Genomic DNA, 22,823 nt, shown 5'->3' on the forward strand with positions numbered 1-22,823 from the left:
AGCCGTTTCGCCGTTCACCGCCGCGGCGTCGCCGCTGGCCGAAAAAAGGCCGAGCCGGGCGGCATGCTTCTTGTAGATGGGAAGCCCAGGAGGCGCGGTCCAGGAGCGCGGCCTCCCGAACGAAATCCCAAGGAGGCGCGACATGTATCTCTACCATTGCTCGGACCCGGACTGCCGCGGCCACATCAAGGCCTGGGAGCGGTGCAGCGACGTCAAGGCCTTCGCGGCCACGCACGAAGGCTGCCGCAGCTGCTCCGAGCCCGCGGCCACCTGCCTGACCTGCCCGGGCTCCGCCGCCTCCGGACTCTACTCCTTCGGCCTTCTATCCGCTGGAGTAGCCTGATTTTGGCCGTTCCGCGGGGCGCGGGGGGTCTCGGAGACCTTCCGCGTCCCGCGTCCTCATTTCCCCTTTTTTCGGAATGAAATGAAACGTCCCGGTCCGGTTTCCTCGGACCGCGGGCGCGACCGGCGTCTTCCCGGAATGGGGAGCTAGGGGGCGACCACGGCGAGCCGACGCGTAAGGCGGATGCCCGCCTCGTCCACGCGGGCCAGCCAGGGCCAGGCCTCCACGCCCGCGTCGAGGGCGGCGTAGAAGGCGCGGGCGTAGTCCTCGTCCACGCACCAGGCCGGGCCGAAGCAGGCCGCGTCCGCCCGGGTGACGAGGTAGAAGGTGGCCACGCGCGCGCCCTGGGCGCAAAGCCGCATGAGCTCCTCCAGGTGCTTCCTGCCGCGCTCGGTCCGCGCGTCCGGGAAGAGCGCCGCCCCGTCCTCGGCCAGGGTCACGTTCTTGCACTCCACCCACAGCGGCCCGTCCGGCGTCTCGAAGCGCGCGTCCAGGCGCGATTCGCCGCTCCTGGCCTCGGGCCTGATCGCCGTGGCCCCGGCGAGCTCGGGCAGGAGGCCCTGCGCAAAGGCCCAGGCGAGCAGGCGGTTGGGCGCCAGCGTGTTCACCGAGCACCAGCCGCCGCCCGCGGCCACGGCCTCCAGGGTGTAGGGCAGCCTGCGCTTGGGGTTCGCGGCGGGCGAGAGCAGGGCCTCGGTGCCCCGGCGCACGAGGCCGAGCATGGAGCCGGAGTTGTTGGTGTGCGCCCACAGCCGCTCGCCGCCGAGCTCCACCTCCACCAGGAAGCGCTTCTCGCGCCGCAGCAGGACGCCCGGCCGCGTGCCGGGCGGGAAGGGGAAGACCGGGGCGCTCACTTTATGTGCTGCGTGGTCTGCGGCAGGGGGCCGAGTCCGCTCTCCTTGGAGCGGAAGGCGGCGAGACGCGGCAGGTCGGTCTTCATGCCGGTCTCGTCGAGGCGCACGAAGGTGATGGTCGTGGAGACGATGTGCGTCTCCTGCGTGGCGCCGGGCGCGTCCGCCAGCACGGCCACGTTGTAGGTCACCGAGGTGGTGCCCTGGCGCACGGGCTCGATGGAGAAGCGCAGGATGGAGCCGCAGGGCGCGGGCTTCTTGAAGACGATGTTGTCCATGGCCATGGTCACGAGCTTGCAGCCGGGAAAGTCGAGCGAGGCGGCCAGCCAGGCGAATTCGTCGATCCAGCTGAGCATGGCCCCGCCGAAAAGATGGCCGTAATGGTTCAGGTGCTCGGGCCGCACGATGCAATAGGTGTCCAATAGAATGCTCCTCGGATGGTGTGGACTTCCTTATGGGCCGGGCGCGGCACGCCGTCAACACGGCCCGCGTTGCTGTTTCGCCAGGGGGTCTCCGGCCGGAGGACGTAGCCTCAAAGCCCCATGTGCCAGGCCATACTCGCCGCCAGATGGCGTGTTTTGCACAATATCGTTCAAGCCGATTGAATATTTTTTTTGAACGGCGTACGAGTCGCGCATGGAATTCGAGTGCATGTCGCTGGAAGACCTCGGGATCGAGGGCGTGCAGCAGCTCCTCTACGTCGAGCGCTACGCTTGGCTGTCCCTTTCGCCGGACATGGCCGCTGTCATATCCCTGGACGGGATGTTCGAGGACTGCAACACGCACTGGGAGAACCAGGTCGGCTACCCGCGTGAGGTACTGCAGGGCGGCTATCTTGTGGAGTACATCCACTTCGACGACCGCGAGCGCGCCCTGGCCGAGATGCAGAAGCTGGTCACCTCGGACATCGGCTCGGCCAACCTCTCGTTCCGTTTCCTCTCCCACGACGGCGACTTCCATCGCCTCGGCCTGAACGTCGTCTACTCCCCCTTCCACGAGGCCTATTTCTGCACGGGCCGCGACCTCGACCGTGTTCAGGCCGCGGACAGCACGCGCCTGGCCTACCGCGACGCCCTCACCGGCCTGGGCAACCGCCTGCGCCTGGAGGAGGACCTGCCGCGCGCCCTGGCCCAGGCCAAGAACCAGGGCACCGTGGCCGCCGTGGTCTTCATCGACCTGGACGGCTTCAAGAACGTCAACGACACGCTCGGCCACCGCGGGGGCGATTCCCTGCTCGTGCGCGTGGGCGAACGCATGGCCCATTGCCTGGGCGACATCGGGCGCATCTACCGCCAGGGCGGCGACGAGTTCGTGGCCCTGCTGCCCCTGTGCGAGGGCCGGGACAAGGCGGAACAGGTCGCCCGCCTCCTGGTGGAGTGCCTGCAGCCCGCATTCCTGGTCAACGACCTCGAGGTGCGCGTCGGCGCCTCGCTCGGCGTGGCGCTCTATCCGCACGACGCGCAGGACACGAACGGCCTTCTGGAAAAGGCGGACCTGGCCATGTACCGGGTCAAGAAGGCGGGCAAGAACGCCTTCGCCTTCCACGGCGACACCGCCCAGACCTGCGCCTGAGCCGCGAGCAGGGCCCGGCCATGCCTCCCCCGGAAACCACGCCGCCCTCGGACCGCAAGCCCCTGTGCATCGAGGTGCCGGGCGTCGGGCGCCTCGAGCTTTCCCACCTGGTCCTCGACTACAACGGCACCCTGGCCCTGGACGGCGAGCTGCTCGAGGGCGTGGCCGAGCGCATGCGCGTCCTGGCGGGCCTGCTCACGGTCCACGTCCTGACCGCGGACACGCACGGCAGCGCCGCCGACAGGCTGGCCGGTCTCCCCGTGCGCCTGGCCCTGGTCACGCCGACCGAGCAGGAAGAAGCCAAGCTGCGCTACGTCACGGTGCTGGGCGCCGCGCGCTGCGCGGCCGTGGGCAACGGGGCCAACGACACGGCCATGCTGCGCGCGGCCGCCCTGGGAGTGGCCGTGATCGGCCGAGAGGGAGCGGCCTCGGCGGTCCTTGCGGCAGCGAGCGTGGTCGTGCGCGACGTGCGTGACGGCCTGGACCTCCTGCTGCGTCCCCTGCGCCTGGCCGCCACGCTGCGCCGCTAGCCGCTAGCCGCTTCCGCTCAGCCCTGCGCTACTGCGCAGGCTTCACGGTCAGGTTGTTTTCCACCTTCTTCACGCCGGTCACCGCCGCCGTCACCTTGCCTGCCTCGGTCACCATGTCCTGGTTGTTGACCGTGCCGCTCAGGGTGACCACGCCCTGGTTCGTGTCCACGCTGATCTGCATGGAGTTGAGCATGGAATCCTGCAGGATGGCGGCCTTGACCTTGGTCGTGATGGTCGCGTCGTCCACGTACTGCTCGGTGGACTTCTCCTTGCTCGCCATCTCCTTCTTCTCGTTGCCCGAGCACCCGAAGGCCAGGGACAGCAGGGCGAGGCATGCGAACGCCTTCATGATCTGCTTCAGTGTCGGCATGGCTGCACGCTCCTTTTGCGATAGCATCGCAAGTGGTTGTAACAGGTTTTGGAATATGAGGGGATTCCAGAGCCTAGCGGGGATATTACCGTAGCGGCACCAGCTGTCAACACGAAGGCTGCGTTTTTCTGCTTTGCTGCTGCGCGGGAAATACGTCCCGAACATGGCGTGACGCACGAGAAAAGAGACGTCATGCGCGGCCGCGCGCGATGCTCCGGGAAAACCGGATGCGCGGAGAAATCGGATTCGAGGGAGAGGGAGGAGTCCCTGGGCTACTGCAGGCGCACGAGGCGGAAGCCGGAGCTCGGGTCGCGCGCCTGCGCGTCGCGCTCGTAGCGGTTCACGCAGCGGGCGTTGCGCAGCGGGCTGCCCAGGCGGCCGCCGCGCAGCACGCCGGGCCCTTCGGCCTGCTGCCCCGCGTGCAGGGGGTAGGGGGCGTAGGTGTCGTCGGTCCATTCCCAGACGCCGCCGGACATGTTCTCGAGGCCCAGCAGGTTGGGGCCGGACGAGGCCTGGACAGGCGCCTCCAGGTTGCCGGACATGCGGCCGTCCGGCGTGGAGAAGGGGAAGAGGCGGCCGCCGCTGCGGCAGGCGTTCTCCCACTGCGCCTCGCTCGGCAGGGCGTAGTGCGCGCCGGTCTTCGCGGAGAGCCAGGCGGCGTAGGCCCGGGCGTCCTCGCGGCTGACCCCGCTGGCCGGGGCCGTGGCCGCGTCCGGCAGCGGGGCGTAGCTCCCGTCCGCGTGCGACAGGCCCGGAAAGTCCCCGCCGCGGCCCGTGGCGTTCAGGAAGGCGGCGAAGGCCGCGTTGTTCACCGGCGTGGTGGAGATGGCGTAGGCGCCCGGGCAGGCGGGAAAGACCGGCTGCTCGTCCGGTTCGCAGACCGGGTTCCAGGGGCCGCAGCCCATGTCGAAGCAGCGTCCGTCCAGGGGGATGAAGGTCAGGCCGCTCACCGGCTCGGGTTGAAGCTCCACGGCCACGAGCTCGCCGTCCACGGCGCCCGCCAGGCCGCCCGGAAAATCCTCGCCCGCCTCCCAGACGATGCGCTTGCCGGGCCCGGCCGTAACCGTGCCCAGGTCTCCAGAGAGGTGCAGGGCGCGCGGGTCGAGGAGCTTTTCGCCCAGGCGCAGGAGCAGGCCCACGTGGGCCGTGGGCGTGGTCGAGGCGAGGTCGTAGGTCAGCACGACCCGCTGCCCGTCCTGCGCTGTGGCCAGGTTGAGCGTCGCGGCCGCTCCGGCCGGGGCCGGGCGCAGCACGAGCGCGGCCAGGAGGCAGGCCAGGGCCGTGAGCAGGAAGGGACGCGCGCTTCGGCGGCGGGAGGGCTGGCTGAAAAGCGGCGCGTCGCTGCGCATGGGTCGGTCGGCCTAGCCTTTCCCCGCGCGCGGCGGGATGTTGAGATGCAGGCGGAAGAAGACGCTGTGCGGACCGGCCTGGTCCTGGGCGGAGGGCGGGACGTTCCCTGTCGCCGCCGCGGAAGCGGGAGCGGGCGGGGCCGGGGGAGCGGACTGCGCCGCCTGCTGCCCCGCCTGGGAGTTCGCGGCCGTCTCCACGGCCGGCCGGCCGGGCGCGTCGGACGCGGAGAAGAGCGAGACAGGCCGAAAGCCCAGGAAATAGGCGGCCACGGCGAGGCCCACGGCGAGAAGGAAGACACCCGCCACGGGCAGGAACCACGTCTTGGCCACGAGATAGCGCTTGAGGCAGGCGCGGCAGCGGAAGGGACGGTAGGGCAGCAGCGGACCGAAGAGCGATTCGGCCACGCGCTTGCGCGAGGGCCAGAATTCCCGGCTGCCGCAATGGGGGCACGTGTTGCTCGGCGTTCTTCCCTGCATGTCCTCGTTCCGAGTCCAGGTGGCCAAATTTCGTGGCCTTGTCCCGTGGGCGAATCCGGATGGCCGGAAGCAGATTCCTGTAACCTTTTACAGTATTTTCGTGCCGGAATCCAGAGCGGCGTCAAAAAAGGCCTGGCGTGGGCGGCGGACAGGGCAGGCCGCGGGCAGCGGCCAGATACCGCCCCCGGGCCTCGGGATTCTCGCTGGCCTCGGCCCAGTGCAGGAGGATCCGCCTGAGATGCGTCGCGCGGATTTCCTCAGCGCGGGCAAGGCGCCGGGACGCGTCGCCTGCGGCGGCGAGGGAGTCGAGGAGCGTGGCCATGGTGCGGGCACGGTGGCGCATGCGGTGGTGCGCCTCGACCTCGGCCCGTCCCGCCGCGGCCACGCGGGCGCGGCGCTCGGGCTCGGCCAGCAGGCGGCGGGCCAGGGCGGCCACGGCCGCGGCGTCGCCCTGCGGATAGGTGAAGAGGTGCTCGCCGTCCCGGAACAGCTCCTCCTGGCCGTTGGCGATGGCCGGGGTCAGCAGGCAGGCCCCGCAGGCCAGGGCCTCGGGCACGCGGTAGTTGAGGTCCCCGCGCTCGGCCACGTTGAGCACCAGCTTGGCCTTGGGGAAAAGTCCGCGGTAGTCGCCGCGCATGACCGCAAGGCCCGGGAAGAGCCTGCCCAGCTCGTCGAGGAAGCGCACGCGGCCGGGCGTGGTCTCCGGGTCCACGGTGCCCACGAAGAGCAGGTCCCATTCGGGCTCGGGCGGGCTCTCGGGCGGGCGGTCCGTGTCCTTGGCGAAAGGCGGCAGCCAGACCAGGCGGTCTGGCGCGAGGCGGGAGGCGAAGGCCGGGATGTGGTCCTTCAGGCTCACGGCGCAGGCGTCGAAGGCCTGGGCCCAGGCCGGGTACCAGGCGTGGATGTGGCTGTCGATGCAGAAGAAGCAGGTGGGGCAGGGGAAGCTCTCCACGCCCACCATGGGCAGCGCGGCCGAGCGATCCACGTAGACCAGGGCCTCGGGCTCCTCGCCCGCCGCGGCCCTGATCTCCTCCCAGCACAGCGGCACGCCGGGCCGGAGCGGCACGTGCAGCGGCCGCCAGCCGAACTCGGGCATGTGGTCCTTGAAGGCCAGCCCGCCGATCCAGGCCACGTTCCTCATGCGTCCTCCCCGCCCGTGTGCCGGGTATTCTCCTCGCTGCGCGCGGCCCGCAGGGCCATGACCCGCAGGTAGCCGATGAAATCCTTCTCCCCGATGAGCTTGCAGTCCACGTAGTGGCCCGCGTACTCCGCGAAGTCCATCTTCCTGCCGTAGACCTCCCACAGCCTGTCCGGCGCGGCGAAGGAGAGGCCGAAGCGGCTGGCCACGGCCGGATGCACGGGCAGCTCGATCTCCCCGAGCTCCTCGGGCACGGTCGCGGCCTCGGCGTCGGAGAGGGGCGGCAGCCCCAGGTGGGCGAGCACGCCGTCCGCCACATGGCGCAGCAGAGCCTTTTTCGGGTGGTTCACGGTGAAGAAGAGATGTTCCTTCCTGTACCGGCACAGGATCAGGTCCACGTACTTGATGGGCGTGTGCGCCTCCTTGCGCCGCTCGTGCTCGAGGGACGCGGCGGCGAGGGCGTCGAGGTCGCAGTATTTGGCCGGATCGGTGCGCAGGTAGAGGTGCAGGACCTGGGCGCGGGAGAGGCCGCGCTCGAGAAGGGCGTCGAGCAGCACGTCCGAGTAGTCGAAGTCCGGGGCCGAGGTCCACAGCGGCCAGTAGCCCTTGAAGAAGAGGTTCGGGATGCACAGGCTGGTCGCGCCGGGAGGGAGCCTGGAGAGGAGCGCGGCGGAGGAGAGCTCGCCCCACTCGGGGCCGAGGTGCTGGTAGAGGAACAGCCCGCAGGTGGAGAGCGCCTCGGCCGGGACCTCCTCGCGCGTGTAGTTCAGGACCACGCCGCAGCGATGGCGCGCGGCGAAGCCGGGCTGCGCCAGGAGCAGGCGCGCCAGGGGCTCGCCCTGGCAGTTGGCGTGGATCAGGCAGGTCTGCACGCCCCCTTGCTAGCACGAGGCGCGGCCCGGGCCAAGCGGGCGCCGCACAGGCGCCCGCGGGCAGGCCGTCGGCAGGCCGTCGGCGCAGCGATCCTCCGCAGGATACGGCTAGGCGTATCCTGCGGACGTCACACTAGAAGGACAGGTCGAGGTTCAGCTTCTGCCCCGCGGCGAGGTCGAAGACGTGGCTGCGCAGTGAATGGGTCTCCATGGTCACCATGATCTCGTAGCCCGAGGCGGGCTTGAGGCCCGAGAAGGCGTAGCCGCCGTCGAAGCCGGTCACGTCCGTGTCAACGGTGGTGCCGTTCAGGCTCAGCTCCACGATGGCACCGATCACGGAATCGCCCGAGGGCAGGGTGATCTGGCCCGAGACGGACGCAGACTGCTGGGCGAGCGCGGGGCTCGGGGACAGGAGCGGGGAGAGCAGCGCGCACAGGCAGGCGGCGGCGAGCAGCAGGACGAGCCCGGAAAAGGGGGCGGGAATGCGGACGCGCACAGGGGACTGACGCATGGGACCTCCGGTTCGGCCGCCCCTATCATTGCCGCATTCCGCAGTAAATGGGGTCGGCGATCGGCCCGGGACGAGCCTCGCCGGGCAGCACGGCGGAATGTCCCCGGACAGCCCCCCGGCCTATCTGGCCGCGGCGTCCTGGGCGATGTTCTCGAGCGCCCAGGGCACGCCCTTCTTGAGCACCTTGCCCAGGGCCTGGTCGAAGCCCCCCACGATGCCGGTCATGCCGTTTCGCGTGAACGGCACCTCGGCCTCGAAGGACCGCGAGTCCACGATGCGCGACGCGGGCTGGCGGACCAGCTTGAGCACGATGCGCACGTTGGCGCGCGGCGCGGACGGGCCGAAGTCGTCGATCTGGAATTCCCGGATGTCCGCGAGCAGCAGGTAGTCGGCGCGCAGGATGCTGGAGTCGCGCCCCACCGCCGTGATCAGGCCGGTGTTCTCGAAGGACTCGAGGAGCAGGGTCTGGACCATGGCGGGCAGGTGGCCTGTCCAGCGCACGCCCTTGTAGTAGCGGTACTCCAGGGGCTCGGGGCGCAGGGCGATGCGGTCCGTGTCCAGCGCCCGGCTGGTCGTGGGCATGGCCAGGGCGAGCTGGCTGTCCACCCTGGGCGCCTGGGCCTCGAAGGTGGACTTGGGCGAGAGGGTGTAGATGTCCGGGGCCGGGCCGTTGCCGGGCAGCCCCGAGCAGGCCGCGAGGACGAGCAGGGCGGCGAGCGCGGTCGCGGGCGCCAGGACGCGGGCGAGGATCTTCAGGCTGCGGGCGGGGCTCATTTCACGGGCTCCTCGGGCAGGCGGTTGCCGAACAGGAAGGATTGCGGGTTGGACTCCACGCGCTCGGACAGCCGCTCCAGGCTGGCCGCCAGGGCCGAGGCCTCGCGCAGCAGCCGGTTCAGGTTGGCCAGCCCTTCGTTGGAGAAGGCGGCCACGCCGGGCGAGGATTCCTTGACCGCGCGGTCGAGGTCGTCGGCCAGGGTGCGGAACGAGGCCGCGGCCTGGGCGAGATCCTTGTCGATGAACACGTCGGCCCGGGCGAAGGTGTCGCGGGCCGCGCTCATGGCCGTGTCGGCCTTGTCGAAGGCGGTCTGCGCCCGGCCCAGGATGACGTCCATGCGGTCGGCCATGGAGCGCATGCGGCCCGAGACCTCGGCGATGTTCCTGGCCGCGGCCCCGGCGTCCGCCAGGGTGCGGTCGATCTCCCCCCGCCTGTTCGCCACCGTGGCGGTCACGTCGCGCACGTTGCCGATGATCTGGGTCAGGGCCTTGCGGTTCTCGGGGCTCAGGACCTCGTTCAGGTTGTTCAGGAGCACGATGGCCCGGTTCAGGACCTCGGGCGCCGAGGCCACGAGCTCGGCGAGCTCGGAGCGCTGCGAGGGGATGACCGGGACCTCCTGGCCGGGCTTGGCGCGCAGCGGCGGGCTGTGGTTCGCTCCGCCGAGGATCTGGACGAAGGTCACGCCGGTGATGCCCTTGGGCTCGAGCTTGGCCACGGAATCCTCGCGAATCGGGGTGTCCTGGCGGATGTCCACGCGCACCCGGACCTTGGAGGGATCGTCCGGGACCACGGCGATCTCCTTCACCTGGCCGACCTTGATGCCGTTGAACTGCACGTCGCTCGCGGGCGCGAGGCCCGAGACCGGGGCCTCGAAGTAGATGTCGTAGAGCGCCGTGTTGCGTTCGAGCTGCGCCTTGGCCTTCCACCAGACGTAGCCGAAGCCGGCGAGGATCACGAGCAGGGTGAACAGTCCCACGGCCACGTAGCGCGCCCGGATCTCCATCAGGCGGCTCCCTGTCCGGCCGGGGCGGGGCCCGGCGCCTCAGCCCCGGGCGTGTCGTGGCAGGCGGCCGCGGCGCGGCCGCGGGGACCGAGGAAGTATGTCTTGATCCAGGGCTCGTCCACGCGAAGAATCTCCTCCAATGTTCCAATAGCACATATGCGCCGCTCCGCAAGCACGGCCACCCGGTCGCAGACCGTGTACAGGGAGTCGAGGTCGTGGGTGACCATGAAGACCGTGGGGCGCAGCGTGCGGTGCAGGTTCAGGACGAGCTGGTCGAAGCCCGCGGCGCCGATGGGGTCGAGCCCGGAGGTGGGCTCGTCCAGGAAGAGGATGTCCGGGTCCAGGGCCAGGGCCCGGGCGAGCCCGGCGCGCTTGCGCATGCCGCCGGAGAGCTCGGAGGGGTACTTGCACCCGGCCTCGGGCGGCAGGCCGACCATGGCCAGCTTCATGGCCGCCAGCTCGTCCATGAGCCGCTGCGGCAGGCGCAGGTGCTCGCGCATGGCGGTCTGCACGTTCTGGGTCACGGTCAGGGAGGAGAAGAGGGCGCCGTCCTGGAAGAGGACGCCCCAGCGCCGCTCCAGGGAGTGGAGCTCGCGCGCCGAGGCGTCGTGCACCTCGTGCCCCAGCACGCGCACCGTGCCCGCCTGGGGGCGGCGCAGCCCGATGATCGTCTGCAGCAGCACGGACTTGCCCGCGCCCGAGCCGCCGATCACGCCGAGGATCTCGCCGGGCAGGACCGCGAGGTCGAGATTCTCGTGCACCACCTGCCGCCCGAAGCGGTTGGTCACGCCCTTGACCTCGATGACCGGCCGGTGTCCGTCCACGTCCCCTCCTCAGTAGCCCAGGATGCTGAAGAACGCGGCGAAGGCCGCGTCCAGGACGATGACCCAGAAGATGGCCTCGACCACGGAGCGCGTGGTGCGCTCGCCCACCGAGGCGGAGGAACCCTGCACCTCGAAGCCCTCGAAGCAGCCGATGGCGCCGATGATCACGGCGAAGAAGGGGGCCTTGATGAGGCCCACGCGGAAGTGCCACGGCCAGGGCAGGCTCTGGAAGCGCTCGAGGAACGCGGCCGGGGCGATGCCGATGGACGACCAGCACATGAGCCCGCCGCCCAGCACGCCGAGCATGTCCGCGATGAAGGTCAGCAGCGGGACCATGAGGACCAGGGCCAGCAGGCGCGGCAGGACGAGCATCTCCAGGGGGTCGAGCCCCATGGAGCGCATGGCGTCCACCTCCTCGTTGACCACCATGGCCCCGATCTGCGCGGTGAAGGCGCTGCCCGAGCGGCCGGCCACGATGATGGCCGTGAGCAGGGGGGCCATCTCTCGGTATACGGCCACCTCCAGCATGTTGATGGTGTAGAGCTCCGCGCCGAAGCGGGCGAGCTGCTGCACGGCCACGAAGACCATGACCGTGCCGATGAGGAAGGAGAGCAGGGCCACGATGGGCACGGCGTCTATGCCCACGGCCTCCATGTGGTGAACGGCCGAGGTCAGGCGCAGCCGCGCGGGCCGGAAGAGGGTGCGCGCCGCGCAGGCGAGCGCCATGCCGGTGAAGCCGATCTGGCGCAGCGTATGGCTCGTGACTCGGATGAGGCCCGCGCCCATGCGGTTCAGCATCTCCAGGAAATAGAGGCGCGGTCCCGCTGGCAACGGCAGCTCCGGCGTGAAGGCGGCCACGTGGGCCAGGAGCAGCTCCTGCTCTTCTGACGCCCCGCTGAACTCGACCTCGCAGCCTTTCGTGCGCAGGGCCCTGCGCGCGCGCTCCACGGCCCAGGCCCCGGCGGAGTCCATGACCGTGACGCCGGAGACGTCGAAGCGCGTCCGCCCCCTGCAGTCCAGGCTCTCGAGCCCGGCGGCGGCCGCGGCGAGCCACTGGACGGTCCAGGCGCCGCGCAGCACGACGCGCCCGCCGTCCGCAGAGCCTGCGGACATGCCGTCCGCGGGCTCGACGGACACGCTCGGCGGCGTCTCCCGGGGCGGGCTGCCGGGAACGCCTGGGGTGGAAGGGGGCGCGGGAATATGCCGCATGGTTTCTGGTACATGCAACCGGGGCGAGGGGCAAGGTGGAGGAGAGGCAAAAGGGCCGGAAAGGCGGTTTACAAAGTTCTTTGAATGGTGTTCAGTCGTCACCATCTGGCTGGTGGAGGAAAAGGGATAATCGGAAGGAATTGAGGCCCTTCGCCGCTCCGGGGCGAGTTGTTTTTTCTTACCTGCCAGGGTATGATTTGAAAAATGCGGCAAGCCGTCGCGCGGGAGGCGGCGGCGCGGGAGGCGTATGGCCGATCAGGGCGGCAGCGGCGGACGACGTCCGGCCGGAAAGCCCGACGTGACGATGGCGGAATGCCCGAGCGGGAAGACCTGCGAAGGGTGCAACGGCTGTCCGCGGCAGAGCCGACAGCTGTCTGCCGCCGTCCGGGCCGGTCAGTTCGCCATGTGGGAACTCGACGTCGGCAGCGGCCGCCTGAATTTCGGCCCCGGCATGACCGAGGTCTTCGGCGACGAAGCAGCGCAACGCCTGGCCACCCTCGGGGATTTTTCCGCCCGCGTGCATCCGGCCGACAGGGGCATGGTCATGGAGCGGCTGCGCTCGCACCTGCAGGGCAGGACCCCGGCCTTCGACGCCGAGTTCCGCTTCCTGATGGAGAACGGATCGCCGCACTGGGTGCGCTGCTTCGGCGAGAGCGTGCCGAGCCTGGACGGGGCTCCGCAGATCGTGGCCGGGACCTGCGTGGACGCGGACGCCCCGCACCGCGCCCGGGCCTCCCTGGCCGAGGCGCGCGCCACCAGCCGCCGCGTGCGCAAGGCGCGCGACCAGTTCCTGGCCAATGCCAGCCACGAGCTGCGCACGCCCCTGCACGGGCTGGTGGGCATGCTGCAGCTCGCCACCTTCGCGGAGGAGCCCTCGGAGACCGCGGGCTACCTCGACATGGCCCAGCAGGCGGCCCGCCAGCTCCAGGAGACGATCGGCCGCCTCCTCGACATGGCCCACGTGGCCGCGAGCCCGCCGCGCTCCGGAGTCTCGGACTTCGAGCCCGCCCCCTTCTTCTCCGGCATCGCCGGGGGCATGGCCGCGCGCTGCGCCGACAAGGGGCTCTCCTTTTGCATGCAGCTGGACGGGGACCTGCCCGCCATGCTGCGGGGCGACGCCCGCCATCTTTCGGAGATCCTGCACCACCTCCTGGACAACGCCGTGCGCTTCACCGAGCGGGGGGAGGTGGCCCTCGTCGTCTCGGCCCTGCCCGGCCAGTTCCTGGGCGGGGTCAACCTGCTGGCCGTGGTGCGCGACAGCGGCCCGGGCATCCCGCCCGAGAAGCAGGAGCAGGTCTTCGAGCCCTTCGCCCTGGGCGAGGACGTGCTGACCAAGAGGAACAGCGGCATGGGGCTCGGCCTCGCCCTGGCGCGCAGCCAGGCCGAGGGCATGGGCGGCCGCGTCTGGTGCGAGAGCGAGCCGGGCTCGGGCAGCTCGTTCCACCTCCTCGTGCCCATGCGCGTCTCCTCCTGCACCCTCTAGCAGTCCGCCGGAAAAGGGCGATCCGTCGTCCCGGCGGCAGATTGCGCTGCCGCCCGGGCTTTCCCATCGGTCGGCCGGATGCATGGCTGATCGCCCCCGTTTTCTCCGGCGTGGCCTTCGCGGCGGCTTTGCCGTATGCTCGCGGACCGGAGGCGGCATGGAGCTCTATCTCGTGGGCGGCGCGGTGCGCGACGAAATCATGGGCCGCGCGGGCGCGGACCGCGACTGGGTCGTGCTCGGCGCGGGCGAGGGGGAGTTTCTCGCGCGCTTTCCCGGCGCTCGGCAGGTGGGGCGCAAGGGCATCACCTGGATCTGGCGCGGCGAGGAGTACACCCTCTCGGACGCGGCGGACATCGCGGCCGACCTCGCGGTCCGCGACCTGACGGTGAACGCCCTGGCCCGCGGCGGGGACGGGCGGCTTTTTGCCCACCCGCGGGCCCTGGCCGACATCAGGGACAGGATGCTTCGGCCCGTGGCCGCCGCGAACTTCCTGGCCGATCCCCTGCGCGTGCTGCGCGCTGCCCGTTTCGCGGCCTGCTTTCCGGACTTTGCCGCGGCCCCGGAGCTGATCGCGGCCATGCGCCTGGCCCGGCCGCACCTGGCCGAGCCAGCGGCGGAGCGCGCGGGGATGGAGCTGCGCAAGGCCTGCGCCTGCCCGGCACCGGGCCGTTTCATGGCGCTCCTGGCCGAGGCGGGCTGCCTGGCCCCCTGGTTCGCGGAGCTGGCTTCGCCGGAGACGGCCGCCGAGGCCGGAGCGCGCGCCCAGGCGACGGCCGAATTTCTGGCCGAATCCCAGGCCGAATCCCAGGCAGGAGCCCCGGTCGGGGAATCCGGTGCCCAGGCGGTCTTCATGGCGCTGTGCAGCGTGCTCGACGCGGCCGGGGCCGAGGCTCTGGTCGAGCGGCTGCGCCTGCCCGTGCCCTGGCGCAGGGCCGCCCTGGCGGCGACGCAGGAGCTGGCGCAGCTTCTCGCCTACCAGGACCTTTCTCCGGGCGACAAGGCCGCGGCGCTGCACCGCCTGCACGTCCTGAAGCTCACGGACCAGGCCCTGGCCGCGGCCGCGGCCCTCTGTCCGGGCTTTCCGGCCGAGAGGGCGCGCGCGGACCTGAAGACGGTCCTCTCCGTGCGCCTGCCGCCCACGATGCGGGATCGGGGCGAGGCCTCGGGCGAGCTTCTGGCCCGGCTGCGGGCCGAGGCCCTGGCCGCGCGGCAGGGCTGACCGCAGGGCGGCCTCGGAAGAGCGGGCCCGGCCCCCGGGCGGCCCCGGCGGCGCGTTCAGCGCCGCGTCCGCGGGGCCGCGCGCGGCGTGGGCGCGAGCCCCGGGAGGGGCGTCGCCAAATTTTCACTTTACAAATGCGGCACAAGGCCCTATCGGCCATGTCCCCGGCGTTTTACAACCCCGCTGGGTAGTGTATATTTCCGCGAAGATTCACGCGGTCTTGGAGGGCGGTACATGGTGAAGAAGGACGCGCTGGAACGCTGGACCGTCGAGCAGTCGGCGGAGCTCTACAACATCCGCAACTGGGGCGCGGGCTATTTCGACGTCGCCCGCGACGGCCACGTCGTCATCACGCCCTTTCTGGACAACAAGAAGGTCCGGGTCTCCATCCCCAAGATCATCAAGGGGCTGCGCGAGCGCGGGCTGGACATGCCGGTGCTGCTGCGCGTGGAGAACATCCTCGACTCGCAGATCTCGCTCCTGCACGAGTCCTTCCGCACGGCCATGGACCGCCTGGAGTACAAGAACGTCTTCCGCGGCGTCTATCCCATCAAGGTCAACCAGCAGGAGCAGGTGGTCGAGGAGATCACCCGCTACGGCGGCAAGTACCACCACGGGCTCGAGGCCGGCTCCAAGGCCGAGCTCATCGCCGCGCTCTCCATGCTGCGCGACCCCGAGGCCTGCCTGATCTGCAACGGCTACAAGGACGAGGAGTTCATCGACCTCGGCCTGTACGCCCGCAAGATGGGCTACAACATCTTCTTCGTCCTCGAGATGCCCTCCGAGCTCGAGCTCATCCTCGAGCGCTCCGAGGCGCTCGGCATCGAGCCGCTGCTCGGCGCGCGCATGAAGCTCGCGGCCAAGGCGGGCGGCCACTGGACCGAGTCCGGCGGGGACCGCTCCATCTTCGGCCTGGACACCGCCCAGCTCGTGCAGGTCGTGGACCGGCTGAAGGCCGGGGACAAGCTGCACTGCCTGCGCCTGCTGCACTACCACCTGGGCTCGCAGATCCCCAACATCCGCGACATCCGCACCGCGGTCTACGAGGCCTGCCGCGTCTACGCCGGGCTCGTGGACGAGGGCGCGACCATGGGCTATCTCGACCTCGGCGGCGGCCTGGCCGTGGACTACGACGGCTCGCACACCAACTACTCCAACTCGCGCAACTACACCCTGGACGAGTACTGCGCCGACGTGGTCGAGGCGGTCATGCAGACGCTGGACGAGCGCGGCGTGGACCACCCGGTGATCATCACCGAGTCCGGCCGCGCCCTCGTGGCCTACTATTCGGTCCTGCTCTTCAACATCCTGGACACCGCCCGCTTCGAGGCCCTGCCCCTGCCGCCCGCCCTGCCCGAGGACACGCCGACCATCATCGAGAACCTCTACGAGGCGGCCAAGTCCATGTCCGTGCGCAACGTGCAGGAGAGCCTGAACGACGCCATCTACTACCGCGACGAGACGCGCGCGCTCTTCCGCCACGGCCACATCACCCTGCGCCAGCGCGCCCTGGCCGAGAACATCTTCTGGCACATGGTCATCCAGGCCGCGCTGCACCTGAAACAGCTGAAGCAGGTGCCGCCCGAGCTCGAGGACCTGGAAGATTCGCTCTCCGACGTCTACTACGCCAACATGAGCGTCTTCCAGTCCGTGCCCGACTCCTGGGCCATCGGCCACATCTTCCCCATCATGCCGGTGCACCGCCTGGACGAGATGCCCACGCGCCGCGCCATCCTGGCCGACATCACCTGCGACTGCGACGGCAAGATCGACCGCTTCATCGACCAGCACGCCGTGGCCAAGGCCCTGCCCGTGCACGAGCTGAAGGACAGCGAGGAGTACTACCTCGGAGTCTTCCTCGTGGGCGCCTACCAGGAGACGCTCGGCGACCTGCACAACCTCATGGGCGACACCAACGTGGTCAGCTTGCGCATCCACGAGGACGGCAGCTTCGACTTCGTGCGCGAGATCGAGGGCGACGCCGTGGGCGACGTGCTCTCCTACGTGGAGTTCAACCCCAAGAAGCTCAGCTCCAAGTTCCGCGAGACCGCGGAAAAGGCGGTCCGCGAGGGCCTCATCTCGGCCCGCGAACGCCGCGAGATCATGCGCGCCTTCGAGGACGGCATGCGCGGCTACACCTACTTCGAACGCTAACGCGCCCCTTACCGCCCGGCGGCAGGGAGAAAAGGAGACACCCCCATGTCCAAGACGCTCATCATCGGCGCCGGAGGCGTGGGCCGCGTGGTCGCCCACAAGTGCGCCCAGGCCCCGGAAATCTTCTCCGAGCTCATGCTCGCCTCGCGCACCAAGGAGAAGTGCGACGCCATCGCGGCCGAGCTGCCGCGCCCCGTGTCCACCGCCCGCGTGGACGCGGACAAGGTCCCCGAGCTCGTGGCCCTGCTGAAGGACTACAAGCCGAAGCTCGTCATCAACGTGGCCCTGCCCTACCAGGACCTGACCATCATGGACGCCTGCCTCGAGTGCGGCGTGGACTACCTGGACACCGCCAACTACGAGCCGCCCGACGTGGCCAAGTTCGAGTACAAGTGGCAGTGGGCCTACCAGGACCGCTTCGAGAAGGCGGGCCTCATGGCGCTGCTCGGTTCAGGCTTCGACCCGGGCGTGACCAACGTCTTCACGGCCTACGCCAGGAAGCACCACTTCGCGCGCATGGACCAGCTCGACATCATCGACTGCAACGCGGGCGACCACGGGCAGGCCTTCGCCACCAACTTCAACCCCGAGATCAACATCCGCGAGGTCACGGCCCGCGGCCGCTACTACGAGCACGGCGACTGGGTCGAGACCGACCCGCTCTCCTGGGCCTGGACCTACGACTTCCCCGAGGGCATCGGCAAGCGCAAGTGCTTCCTCATGTACCATGAGGAGCTGGAGTCGCTCGTCCGCCACTTCCCGGAGATCAAGCGCGCCCGCTTCTGGATGACGTTCGGCGAGAACTATCTGAAGCACCTGAGCGTGCTCGAGAACATCGGCATGACCCGCATCGACCCGGTCGAGTTCCGCGGCCAGAAGATCGTGCCCCTGCAGTTTCTGAAGGCCGTGCTGCCCGATCCGGGCTCGCTCGGCCCCCTGACCAAGGGCCGCACCTGCATCGGCAACGTGATCGCGGGCGAGGGCAAGGACGGCAAGGCCAAGCGCTACTACATCTACCAGATCTGCGACCACGAGGAGGCCTACCGGGAGACCAACTCCCAGGCCATCTCCTACACCACGGGCGTGCCCGCCATGGTCGGCGCGGCCATGATGGTCAAGGGCATCTGGCACAAGCCCGGCGTCTGGAACATGGAGCAGTTCGATCCCGATCCCTTCCTGGAAGAGCTTGCCAGGCGCGGCCTGCCCTGGAAGGAGACCTTCCTTGACTGACGGGAGCGCGAAGGGAAGCCCGGCGGCGCTGTCCGCCGGGCTCGCCTTCGACCCGGCCCGCGTGCCCACGCCCTCGTACGTGGTGGACGCGGGCCTGCTCCGCAGGAACGCGGAGATCCTCGATTCCGTGCGCAGGCGCACGGGCTGCAGGATCCTCCTCGCGCTCAAGGGCTTCGCGACCTTCGCCGCCTTCCCGCACATCCGCTGGGCGCTCGACGGCTGCTGCGCCAGCTCCCCGCACGAGGCGCGCCTCGCGCGCGAGGAGTTCGGCGGCGAGGTGCACTCCTTCGCCGCGGGCATGACCGAGGCGCACGTGCGGGAGTTCGCCGAACTCTCCGACCACGTGGTCTTCAACTCCTTCGCCCAGCTCGACCGCTTCCGCCCGATCCTCGAGGCGGCCGCGCATCCGCCGCACGTCGCCCTGCGCGTGAATCCCGAGCACTCCGAGGGCCACACGCCCATTTACGACCCCTGCGGCCCCTGCTCGCGGCTGGGCATCCACCGCGCCGAGTTCGCGGGCCGCGACAACCCCATGCGCGGCATCTCGGGCCTGCACTTCCACACTCTCTGCCAGCACAACGCCGATGCCCTGGCCCGCACCCTGGCCGCCTTCGAGGAACGCTTCGCGGACCTCATTCCCGGCCTCTCCTACGTCAATTTCGGCGGCGGGCATCACATCACCCGGCCGGACTACGACCTCGACCTGCTCTGCGAGACGATCAACGCCTTCAAGGCCCGCCACGGCGTGCAGGTCTACCTCGAACCCGGCGAGGCCGTGGCCCTGAACGCGGGCTTCCTCGTCAGCGAGGTCCTGGACGTGGTCGAGCGCGGCATGCCCATCGCCATCCTCGACACCGCCGTGCCCTGCCACATGCCGGACGTCATCGAGATGCCCTACAGGCCGGAGATCATCGGCGCCGGGATGCCGGGCGAGAAGGCCCACACCTACCGCCTGGGCGGGCTCTCCTGCCTCGCGGGCGACGTGGCCGGGGACTACTCCTTCGATGCCCCCCTGCGCGTGGGCGACCGCCTCGTCTTCTGCGACATGGCCATCTACTCCATGGTCAAGAACAACACCTTCAACGGCGTCAACCTGCCCGCCATCTGCCTGCGCGAGCCGGATTCCGACTCCCCGCGCGTGGTCAGGACCTTCGGCTACCAGGACTTCAAGGAACGGCTCTCGTGAGCGGCCAGCCCCTCTTCCACGCCGACGAGTTCCCGGCCTGCGCGCCCGATCAGGCCTTCTTCCACGTCATCCCCTGCCCCTTCGAGGCCTCGGTCTCCTACGGCGGAGGAACCGCGGACGGCCCGGCCGCCATCCTCGCCGCCAGCGCCCAGCTCGAGGCCAACGTCGGCCGCCGCCTGCCCGGCAGCCGAGGCATATACACGGCCCCGGCCATAGACTGCTCCGGCTCGCCCGAGGACGTGCTTTTCCGCATAGAGGCCGCGACCGCAAAGGCCCTCGCGCTCGGCGCCGTGCCCGTGCTCCTCGGCGGCGAGCACACCGTCTCGCTCGGGGCGTTTCGCGCGTGCGCAAAGCTCGACCGACCCGTGGGCCTCATCCAGTTCGACGCCCACGCCGACCTGCGCGACACCTACGAGGACTCGCCGTACTCCCACGCCTGCGTCATGCGCCGCGCTCTGGACCTCGGCCTTCCCATCTTCCAGATCGGCGTGCGCGTGCCGAGCGTCGAGGAACTCGACTGCCGCGACGCGCACCCGGGCCGCATCCGCCACCTCGACGCACGCGCCGTCTGGGAGCGCGGCATCCCGGACCCGCTCCTGCCGCCCGACTTTCCCGAGGACATCTACGTCACCTTCGACGTGGACGGCCTCGACCCCTCCATCATGCCCGCCACCGGCACGCCCGTGCCCGGCGGACTCACCTGGCGCGAGGCCATCCTGGCCCTGGAGCGCGCCTGCACCGGCCGCAGGCTCGTCGGCTGCGACGTGGTCGAGCTGGCCCCCCGGCCGCACGACCACGCCTCCGACTTCGCCGCCGCCCACCTGACCTACACGCTCATGGATCTGGCCGCCGCCCGGTAAGGGCGAACGGAGAAGATGCCTCCGGCGGGCAGGGAGGGGGCTGCGCGCCCCCTCTCTGCACCCTCCCTGCGCCAGGCTGAGCCTGGACCCCTTTCGCACGCGTCGCTTCGGGTGATCGGATAAGCTTCTTCTGGGCGTGGCAGGCCGCAAAACGAAGCGGGCGGGATTTTCTCCTGCCCCTCGCTGCGCTCGGACCACGAAAAAATCTCGCCCTCGCACGAACGGAAGACCAAGTCTCCATTTCCTCCCGCAAGGCGGCTCAAAGCGTGTCGGATGCAAGGAGCAAGAAAAAATCGCGCCCGAAGCGTATTGCACATACGCGAGGGCGCGATTTTTTCGCAGCGACGCCGCAGGCGGCGCGTTTTCAGCGCCCGGTCAACGCAATAGGAAGTCGGCCTTGAGGGCAAACGAGACGAGCTCGGCCACGGAGTGCAGGTCGAGCTTCTTCATCAGGTTGGCGCGGTGTTTCTCCACGGTCTTGACGCTGATGCAGAGCTTGTCGGAGATTTCGCGGTTCTTGAGGCCGCCCGCGACCAGGGCCAGGATCTCCTTTTCGCGGCGGGTGAGCACGGCGAACTGGCCGTCCTCGTCCTCGCCGTCGTCCGGCAGCGGCGTGATGTGCAGGTCCGGCTCGAAGTAGCGGCCCTCGTCGAGCACGGCGTTGATGGCCTGGGCCAGCTTGTCGCGGTCGGCGTTCTTGAGCAGGTAGCCGTCTGCCCCGGCCTTGAGGGCCAGACGGACGAGGTTCTTGTCCTCGTAGGCGGTGAGGATGAGGATGCGCGTCCCGGGGCAGGCATCCTTGATGCGCGAGGTGGCCTCGATGCCGTCCATGCCGGGCATCCCGATGTCCATGAGCACGACGTCGGGAGAGAGCTCCGCGCTCTTCTCCACGGCCGTGCGTCCGTCGGACGCCTCGCCGCAGATGCAGAAGCCCGGGTGCGTGGCCAGCAACCGGCACAGTCCTTCACGGACTATGGCGTGGTCGTCTGCGACCAGAAGCCGGGCGCACGGCTGCATGTATCCTCCTCTTGCGGCAGCAGAAGTGCGGCTGTGCCGAGACTACTTCCGCGAGTTGTCTTATATACGCTTCCCCCTGTTCCTTCAAGTGAAATAAAGAGCAATGTCCGCCTCAGCCGATCTTCATGCCGGGCTCCTGCGTCGCGATGGTCATGTCGGACGCCGCGGCGCCTTTCCTGTCGGCGCGCCAGCTGATCTCGATATTGATCTTGGCCTTGTCCTTCTTGGATTCGAGTTCCATTTCAAAGTCCACCACCGTGGGCGGCACGAGGGTCACTGCATCGTCGCCGAGGCTGACGTGCAGGGTGCCGGCCTTGAAGGAGGCCAGCACGTCCTCGAGGGTGGCCACGACGCGGGAAAGTTCCATGACGCTGTCGATCTTGACCTTGCTCTTGCTCATGACCTGCTCCTTATGCGGGTTGCCTGGGAAGGCTTATCTTGAGTTCGGTGACGTCGTTGCGGATGAGGAAGATCGAGCCGCCGAGCCCGATGATGCGTTCGGCCATGCGGGAGAGAGGGGTGTCCTTCTTGTCGTGCAGCTTGAGCTTGCGGAAGAGCCGCCCGTTGTCTCTGGCCGATAGGCGCAACCGGTTGTCGGGCCCGTCCGATATCTCCACGCGCAAGGTCGCGGCCTTGAGCTTGGAGTGGGACTTGGGCAGGGCTCCGTAGAGCAGCTCGAAGACCATGAAGTCGAGGAAGAGCGCGGTCTCCTGGGGCACTGGGAGGCACTGCGCCAGCACCGAGGCCGACAGGGACGCCTCGGGTATCCCGAATTCCGCGAGGAGATGGGCCAGCCCGTGGTCCATGGACTCGGCCAGGCGCGCGGCGTCCCAGAGCGGGGCCGTGGTCCAGCCCTCGGCTCCCTGGGCGGCGAGGGCGCGCTCGAAGGCGCTCTGCGAGGCGCCGGTCCTGCCCGGTCGGGTGCCCACGCCCTCGCCCAGGATGCGCGAGAGCGTGAGGCGGGCCTGCAGGGGCAGCGCGGCCGGAGAGGAGGGGAGCGGCGGCGCCTGCAGGCGGCCCTCGAGGGGCCCGGCGTCCTCTGTCCGGGCCGCGGGCAGGTGCAGGAAGGTGAAGAAATAGGCGGGCCGTCCGGTTTCGTCCGTGCCCAGGTGGCGGTCGGCCTCCACGCTCAGGGGGCGTCCCTCCCTGGTGCGCAGCAGCAGACGCTGGCGCACGGAGGAGCCGCCGAGGAGCACCTCCTCGCAGAGCTGCTCCTCCTGATCGTCCGCCTCGCTGCCCAGGGGGCCGGGGCAGACGTCGTCGGGCCAGAACATGGTCGGGATCTGGGCCGGGCCCCAGCCGAGGAGTTCGCGGAAGGCCTGGTTGGCGTAGAGGAAGCGGCCGTCCAGGGCGGTCACGCAAAAGGGCAGCTGCGCCTGCTCGAGCACGCTGGAGGGGCTCCAGTCCGGGGCGAGGATCGAGGATGCCTCGGGCCGTGCCTGCCCCGGAAGGTTCGCTTTCTCCGCGCCTGCCTCGCCTTGCGCTGCGTCCTCCGCCGCGCCGGACCGCGCCTGGGCCTGGGGAGAGCGGTGGGCGGTGCCGGGCCGTTGCTCGTGCGCCATGGTCGTCTCCTCCTCGAGGTCTCGTTGCGCGGTGCCGTGCGCTGGCCGCGTCCGCCGGGCCGGGCCGGGGAGGGGAAGCGCGTGCGCAGCGTCCTTGTGCGTGCCGGGTGTCTGCATGGAGTGCTCCTGGGGCCGACGAATCGGCCGGATCCGATGATGGTCCCTCGTAGCGCGGCGCGGTTACGAAACGGCGGCGGACGCGCGGCAGGTTGCGGTCGTGTGTCGTTCGGTCGGCTTTTCGCGTCGCAAGGCAAAAAAAGGCGCCGTCCCGCATGCGGGACGGCGCCG

At 69.8% G+C, this 22,823-nt stretch carries 24 protein-coding genes; 9 read left to right on the top strand and 15 right to left on the bottom strand.

Annotated elements, in window-relative coordinates:
* Window positions 1-142 precede the first annotated feature (142 nt).
* A complete protein-coding gene (locus DSX2_RS00160) occupies window positions 143-343 on the top strand; it encodes a hypothetical protein (RefSeq protein ID WP_020878987.1) in 201 nt (66 codons plus the stop codon).
* Between the two features lie 146 nt (window positions 344-489).
* On the opposite strand, the gene sfsA is transcribed toward DSX2_RS00160, so the two are convergent.
* Both sfsA and DSX2_RS00170 read right to left on the bottom strand, forming a co-directional pair.
* Entirely contained in the window at window positions 490-1,197 is a 708-nt protein-coding gene (gene sfsA, locus DSX2_RS00165) for a DNA/RNA nuclease SfsA (RefSeq protein ID WP_020878988.1), read from the bottom strand.
* Window positions 1,194-1,616 carry an acyl-CoA thioesterase gene (locus DSX2_RS00170; protein WP_020878989.1) on the bottom strand — a complete coding sequence of 141 codons (423 nt, stop codon included), beginning with the start codon at window positions 1,614-1,616 and terminating at the stop codon, window positions 1,194-1,196. The genes sfsA and DSX2_RS00170 overlap by 4 nt, the downstream gene beginning before the upstream one ends.
* A gap of 214 nt (window positions 1,617-1,830) precedes the next feature.
* Here DSX2_RS00170 and DSX2_RS00175 point away from each other — a divergent pair, with 214 nt between their 5' ends.
* Both DSX2_RS00175 and DSX2_RS00180 read left to right on the top strand, forming a co-directional pair.
* Entirely contained in the window at window positions 1,831-2,766 is a 936-nt protein-coding gene (locus tag DSX2_RS00175; RefSeq protein ID WP_020878990.1) for a sensor domain-containing diguanylate cyclase, read from the top strand.
* Between the two features lie 20 nt (window positions 2,767-2,786).
* The gene (locus tag DSX2_RS00180) at window positions 2,787-3,296 is read left to right on the top strand and encodes an HAD family hydrolase (protein ID WP_020878991.1); all 510 of its coding nucleotides are present in this window, start codon (window positions 2,787-2,789) and stop codon (window positions 3,294-3,296) included.
* Window positions 3,297-3,324: 28 nt separating this feature from the next.
* Here DSX2_RS00180 and DSX2_RS00185 read toward each other — a convergent pair whose 3' ends face one another.
* The 10 genes from DSX2_RS00185 to DSX2_RS00230 form a co-directional block, all read right to left on the bottom strand.
* Window positions 3,325-3,666 carry a BON domain-containing protein gene (locus tag DSX2_RS00185; protein WP_020878992.1) on the bottom strand — a complete coding sequence of 114 codons (342 nt, stop codon included), beginning with the start codon at window positions 3,664-3,666 and terminating at the stop codon, window positions 3,325-3,327.
* Between the two features lie 272 nt (window positions 3,667-3,938).
* Window positions 3,939-5,015 carry a formylglycine-generating enzyme family protein gene (locus DSX2_RS00190; RefSeq protein WP_020878993.1) on the bottom strand — a complete coding sequence of 359 codons (1,077 nt, stop codon included), beginning with the start codon at window positions 5,013-5,015 and terminating at the stop codon, window positions 3,939-3,941.
* Between the two features lie 12 nt (window positions 5,016-5,027).
* Window positions 5,028-5,492: a hypothetical protein gene (locus tag DSX2_RS00195; protein ID WP_020878994.1), complete on the bottom strand. Its 465-nt coding sequence runs from the start codon at window positions 5,490-5,492 to the stop codon at window positions 5,028-5,030.
* Window positions 5,493-5,613: 121 nt separating this feature from the next.
* The gene (locus DSX2_RS00200) at window positions 5,614-6,633 is read right to left on the bottom strand and encodes a glycosyltransferase (protein WP_020878995.1); all 1,020 of its coding nucleotides are present in this window, start codon (window positions 6,631-6,633) and stop codon (window positions 5,614-5,616) included.
* A complete protein-coding gene (locus DSX2_RS00205; protein WP_020878996.1) occupies window positions 6,630-7,502 on the bottom strand; it encodes a WcbI family polysaccharide biosynthesis putative acetyltransferase in 873 nt (290 codons plus the stop codon). Before DSX2_RS00205 ends, DSX2_RS00200 begins: the two co-directional genes overlap by 4 nt.
* Before the next feature lie 133 nt (window positions 7,503-7,635).
* Window positions 7,636-8,013: a carboxypeptidase-like regulatory domain-containing protein gene (locus DSX2_RS00210; RefSeq protein WP_020878997.1), complete on the bottom strand. Its 378-nt coding sequence runs from the start codon at window positions 8,011-8,013 to the stop codon at window positions 7,636-7,638.
* A 120-nt stretch (window positions 8,014-8,133) separates the two neighbouring features.
* Entirely contained in the window at window positions 8,134-8,787 is a 654-nt protein-coding gene (locus tag DSX2_RS00215) for an ABC-type transport auxiliary lipoprotein family protein (protein ID WP_020878998.1), read from the bottom strand.
* The gene (locus tag DSX2_RS00220) at window positions 8,784-9,791 is read right to left on the bottom strand and encodes an MlaD family protein (RefSeq protein WP_020878999.1); all 1,008 of its coding nucleotides are present in this window, start codon (window positions 9,789-9,791) and stop codon (window positions 8,784-8,786) included. The genes DSX2_RS00215 and DSX2_RS00220 overlap by 4 nt, the downstream gene beginning before the upstream one ends.
* The gene (locus DSX2_RS00225; protein ID WP_020879000.1) at window positions 9,791-10,615 is read right to left on the bottom strand and encodes an ABC transporter ATP-binding protein; all 825 of its coding nucleotides are present in this window, start codon (window positions 10,613-10,615) and stop codon (window positions 9,791-9,793) included. The genes DSX2_RS00220 and DSX2_RS00225 overlap by 1 nt, the downstream gene beginning before the upstream one ends.
* Before the next feature lie 9 nt (window positions 10,616-10,624).
* On the bottom strand, window positions 10,625-11,752 hold the full coding sequence (locus tag DSX2_RS00230) for an ABC transporter permease (protein WP_020879001.1): 1,128 nt from the start codon (window positions 11,750-11,752) through the stop codon (window positions 10,625-10,627).
* A 475-nt stretch (window positions 11,753-12,227) separates the two neighbouring features.
* On the opposite strand from DSX2_RS00230, the gene DSX2_RS00235 reads away from it, so the two are divergent.
* The 6 genes from DSX2_RS00235 (at window position 12,228) to speB (ending at window position 19,956) form a co-directional block, all read left to right on the top strand.
* A complete protein-coding gene (locus tag DSX2_RS00235; RefSeq protein WP_020879002.1) occupies window positions 12,228-13,307 on the top strand; it encodes a HAMP domain-containing sensor histidine kinase in 1,080 nt (359 codons plus the stop codon).
* A gap of 157 nt (window positions 13,308-13,464) precedes the next feature.
* Window positions 13,465-14,526, top strand: a complete 1,062-nt coding sequence (locus DSX2_RS00240) for a CCA tRNA nucleotidyltransferase (RefSeq protein ID WP_020879003.1) — start codon at window positions 13,465-13,467, stop codon at window positions 14,524-14,526.
* A gap of 234 nt (window positions 14,527-14,760) precedes the next feature.
* Complete coding sequence (gene speA, locus DSX2_RS00245) at window positions 14,761-16,680, top strand: biosynthetic arginine decarboxylase (RefSeq protein WP_020879004.1); 1,920 nt, start codon at window positions 14,761-14,763, stop codon at window positions 16,678-16,680.
* A gap of 45 nt (window positions 16,681-16,725) precedes the next feature.
* Window positions 16,726-17,910, top strand: a complete 1,185-nt coding sequence (locus tag DSX2_RS00250; RefSeq protein ID WP_020879005.1) for a saccharopine dehydrogenase family protein — start codon at window positions 16,726-16,728, stop codon at window positions 17,908-17,910.
* Entirely contained in the window at window positions 17,903-19,096 is a 1,194-nt protein-coding gene (gene nspC, locus DSX2_RS00255; RefSeq protein ID WP_020879006.1) for a carboxynorspermidine decarboxylase, read from the top strand. Before DSX2_RS00250 ends, nspC begins: the two co-directional genes overlap by 8 nt.
* On the top strand, window positions 19,093-19,956 hold the full coding sequence (speB, locus tag DSX2_RS00260) for an agmatinase (protein WP_020879007.1): 864 nt from the start codon (window positions 19,093-19,095) through the stop codon (window positions 19,954-19,956). Before nspC ends, speB begins: the two co-directional genes overlap by 4 nt.
* A 375-nt stretch (window positions 19,957-20,331) precedes the next feature.
* On the opposite strand, the gene DSX2_RS00265 is transcribed toward speB, so the two are convergent.
* The 3 genes from DSX2_RS00265 to DSX2_RS00275 all read right to left on the bottom strand — a co-directional run bounded on the left by DSX2_RS00265 (window position 20,332) and on the right by DSX2_RS00275 (window position 22,535).
* A complete protein-coding gene (locus DSX2_RS00265) occupies window positions 20,332-20,973 on the bottom strand; it encodes a response regulator transcription factor (protein WP_020879008.1) in 642 nt (213 codons plus the stop codon).
* Between the two features lie 112 nt (window positions 20,974-21,085).
* Entirely contained in the window at window positions 21,086-21,373 is a 288-nt protein-coding gene (locus DSX2_RS00270) for an amphi-Trp domain-containing protein (protein ID WP_020879009.1), read from the bottom strand.
* 10 nt (window positions 21,374-21,383) lie between these two features.
* A complete protein-coding gene (locus DSX2_RS00275; protein ID WP_020879010.1) occupies window positions 21,384-22,535 on the bottom strand; it encodes a PAS domain-containing protein in 1,152 nt (383 codons plus the stop codon).
* Between the last annotated feature and the right edge of the window lie 288 nt (window positions 22,536-22,823).

Origin of the sequence: Desulfovibrio sp. X2 (assembly GCF_000422205.1) — a bacterium.
Classification (GTDB): Bacteria; Desulfobacterota; Desulfovibrionia; order Desulfovibrionales; family Desulfovibrionaceae; genus Alkalidesulfovibrio.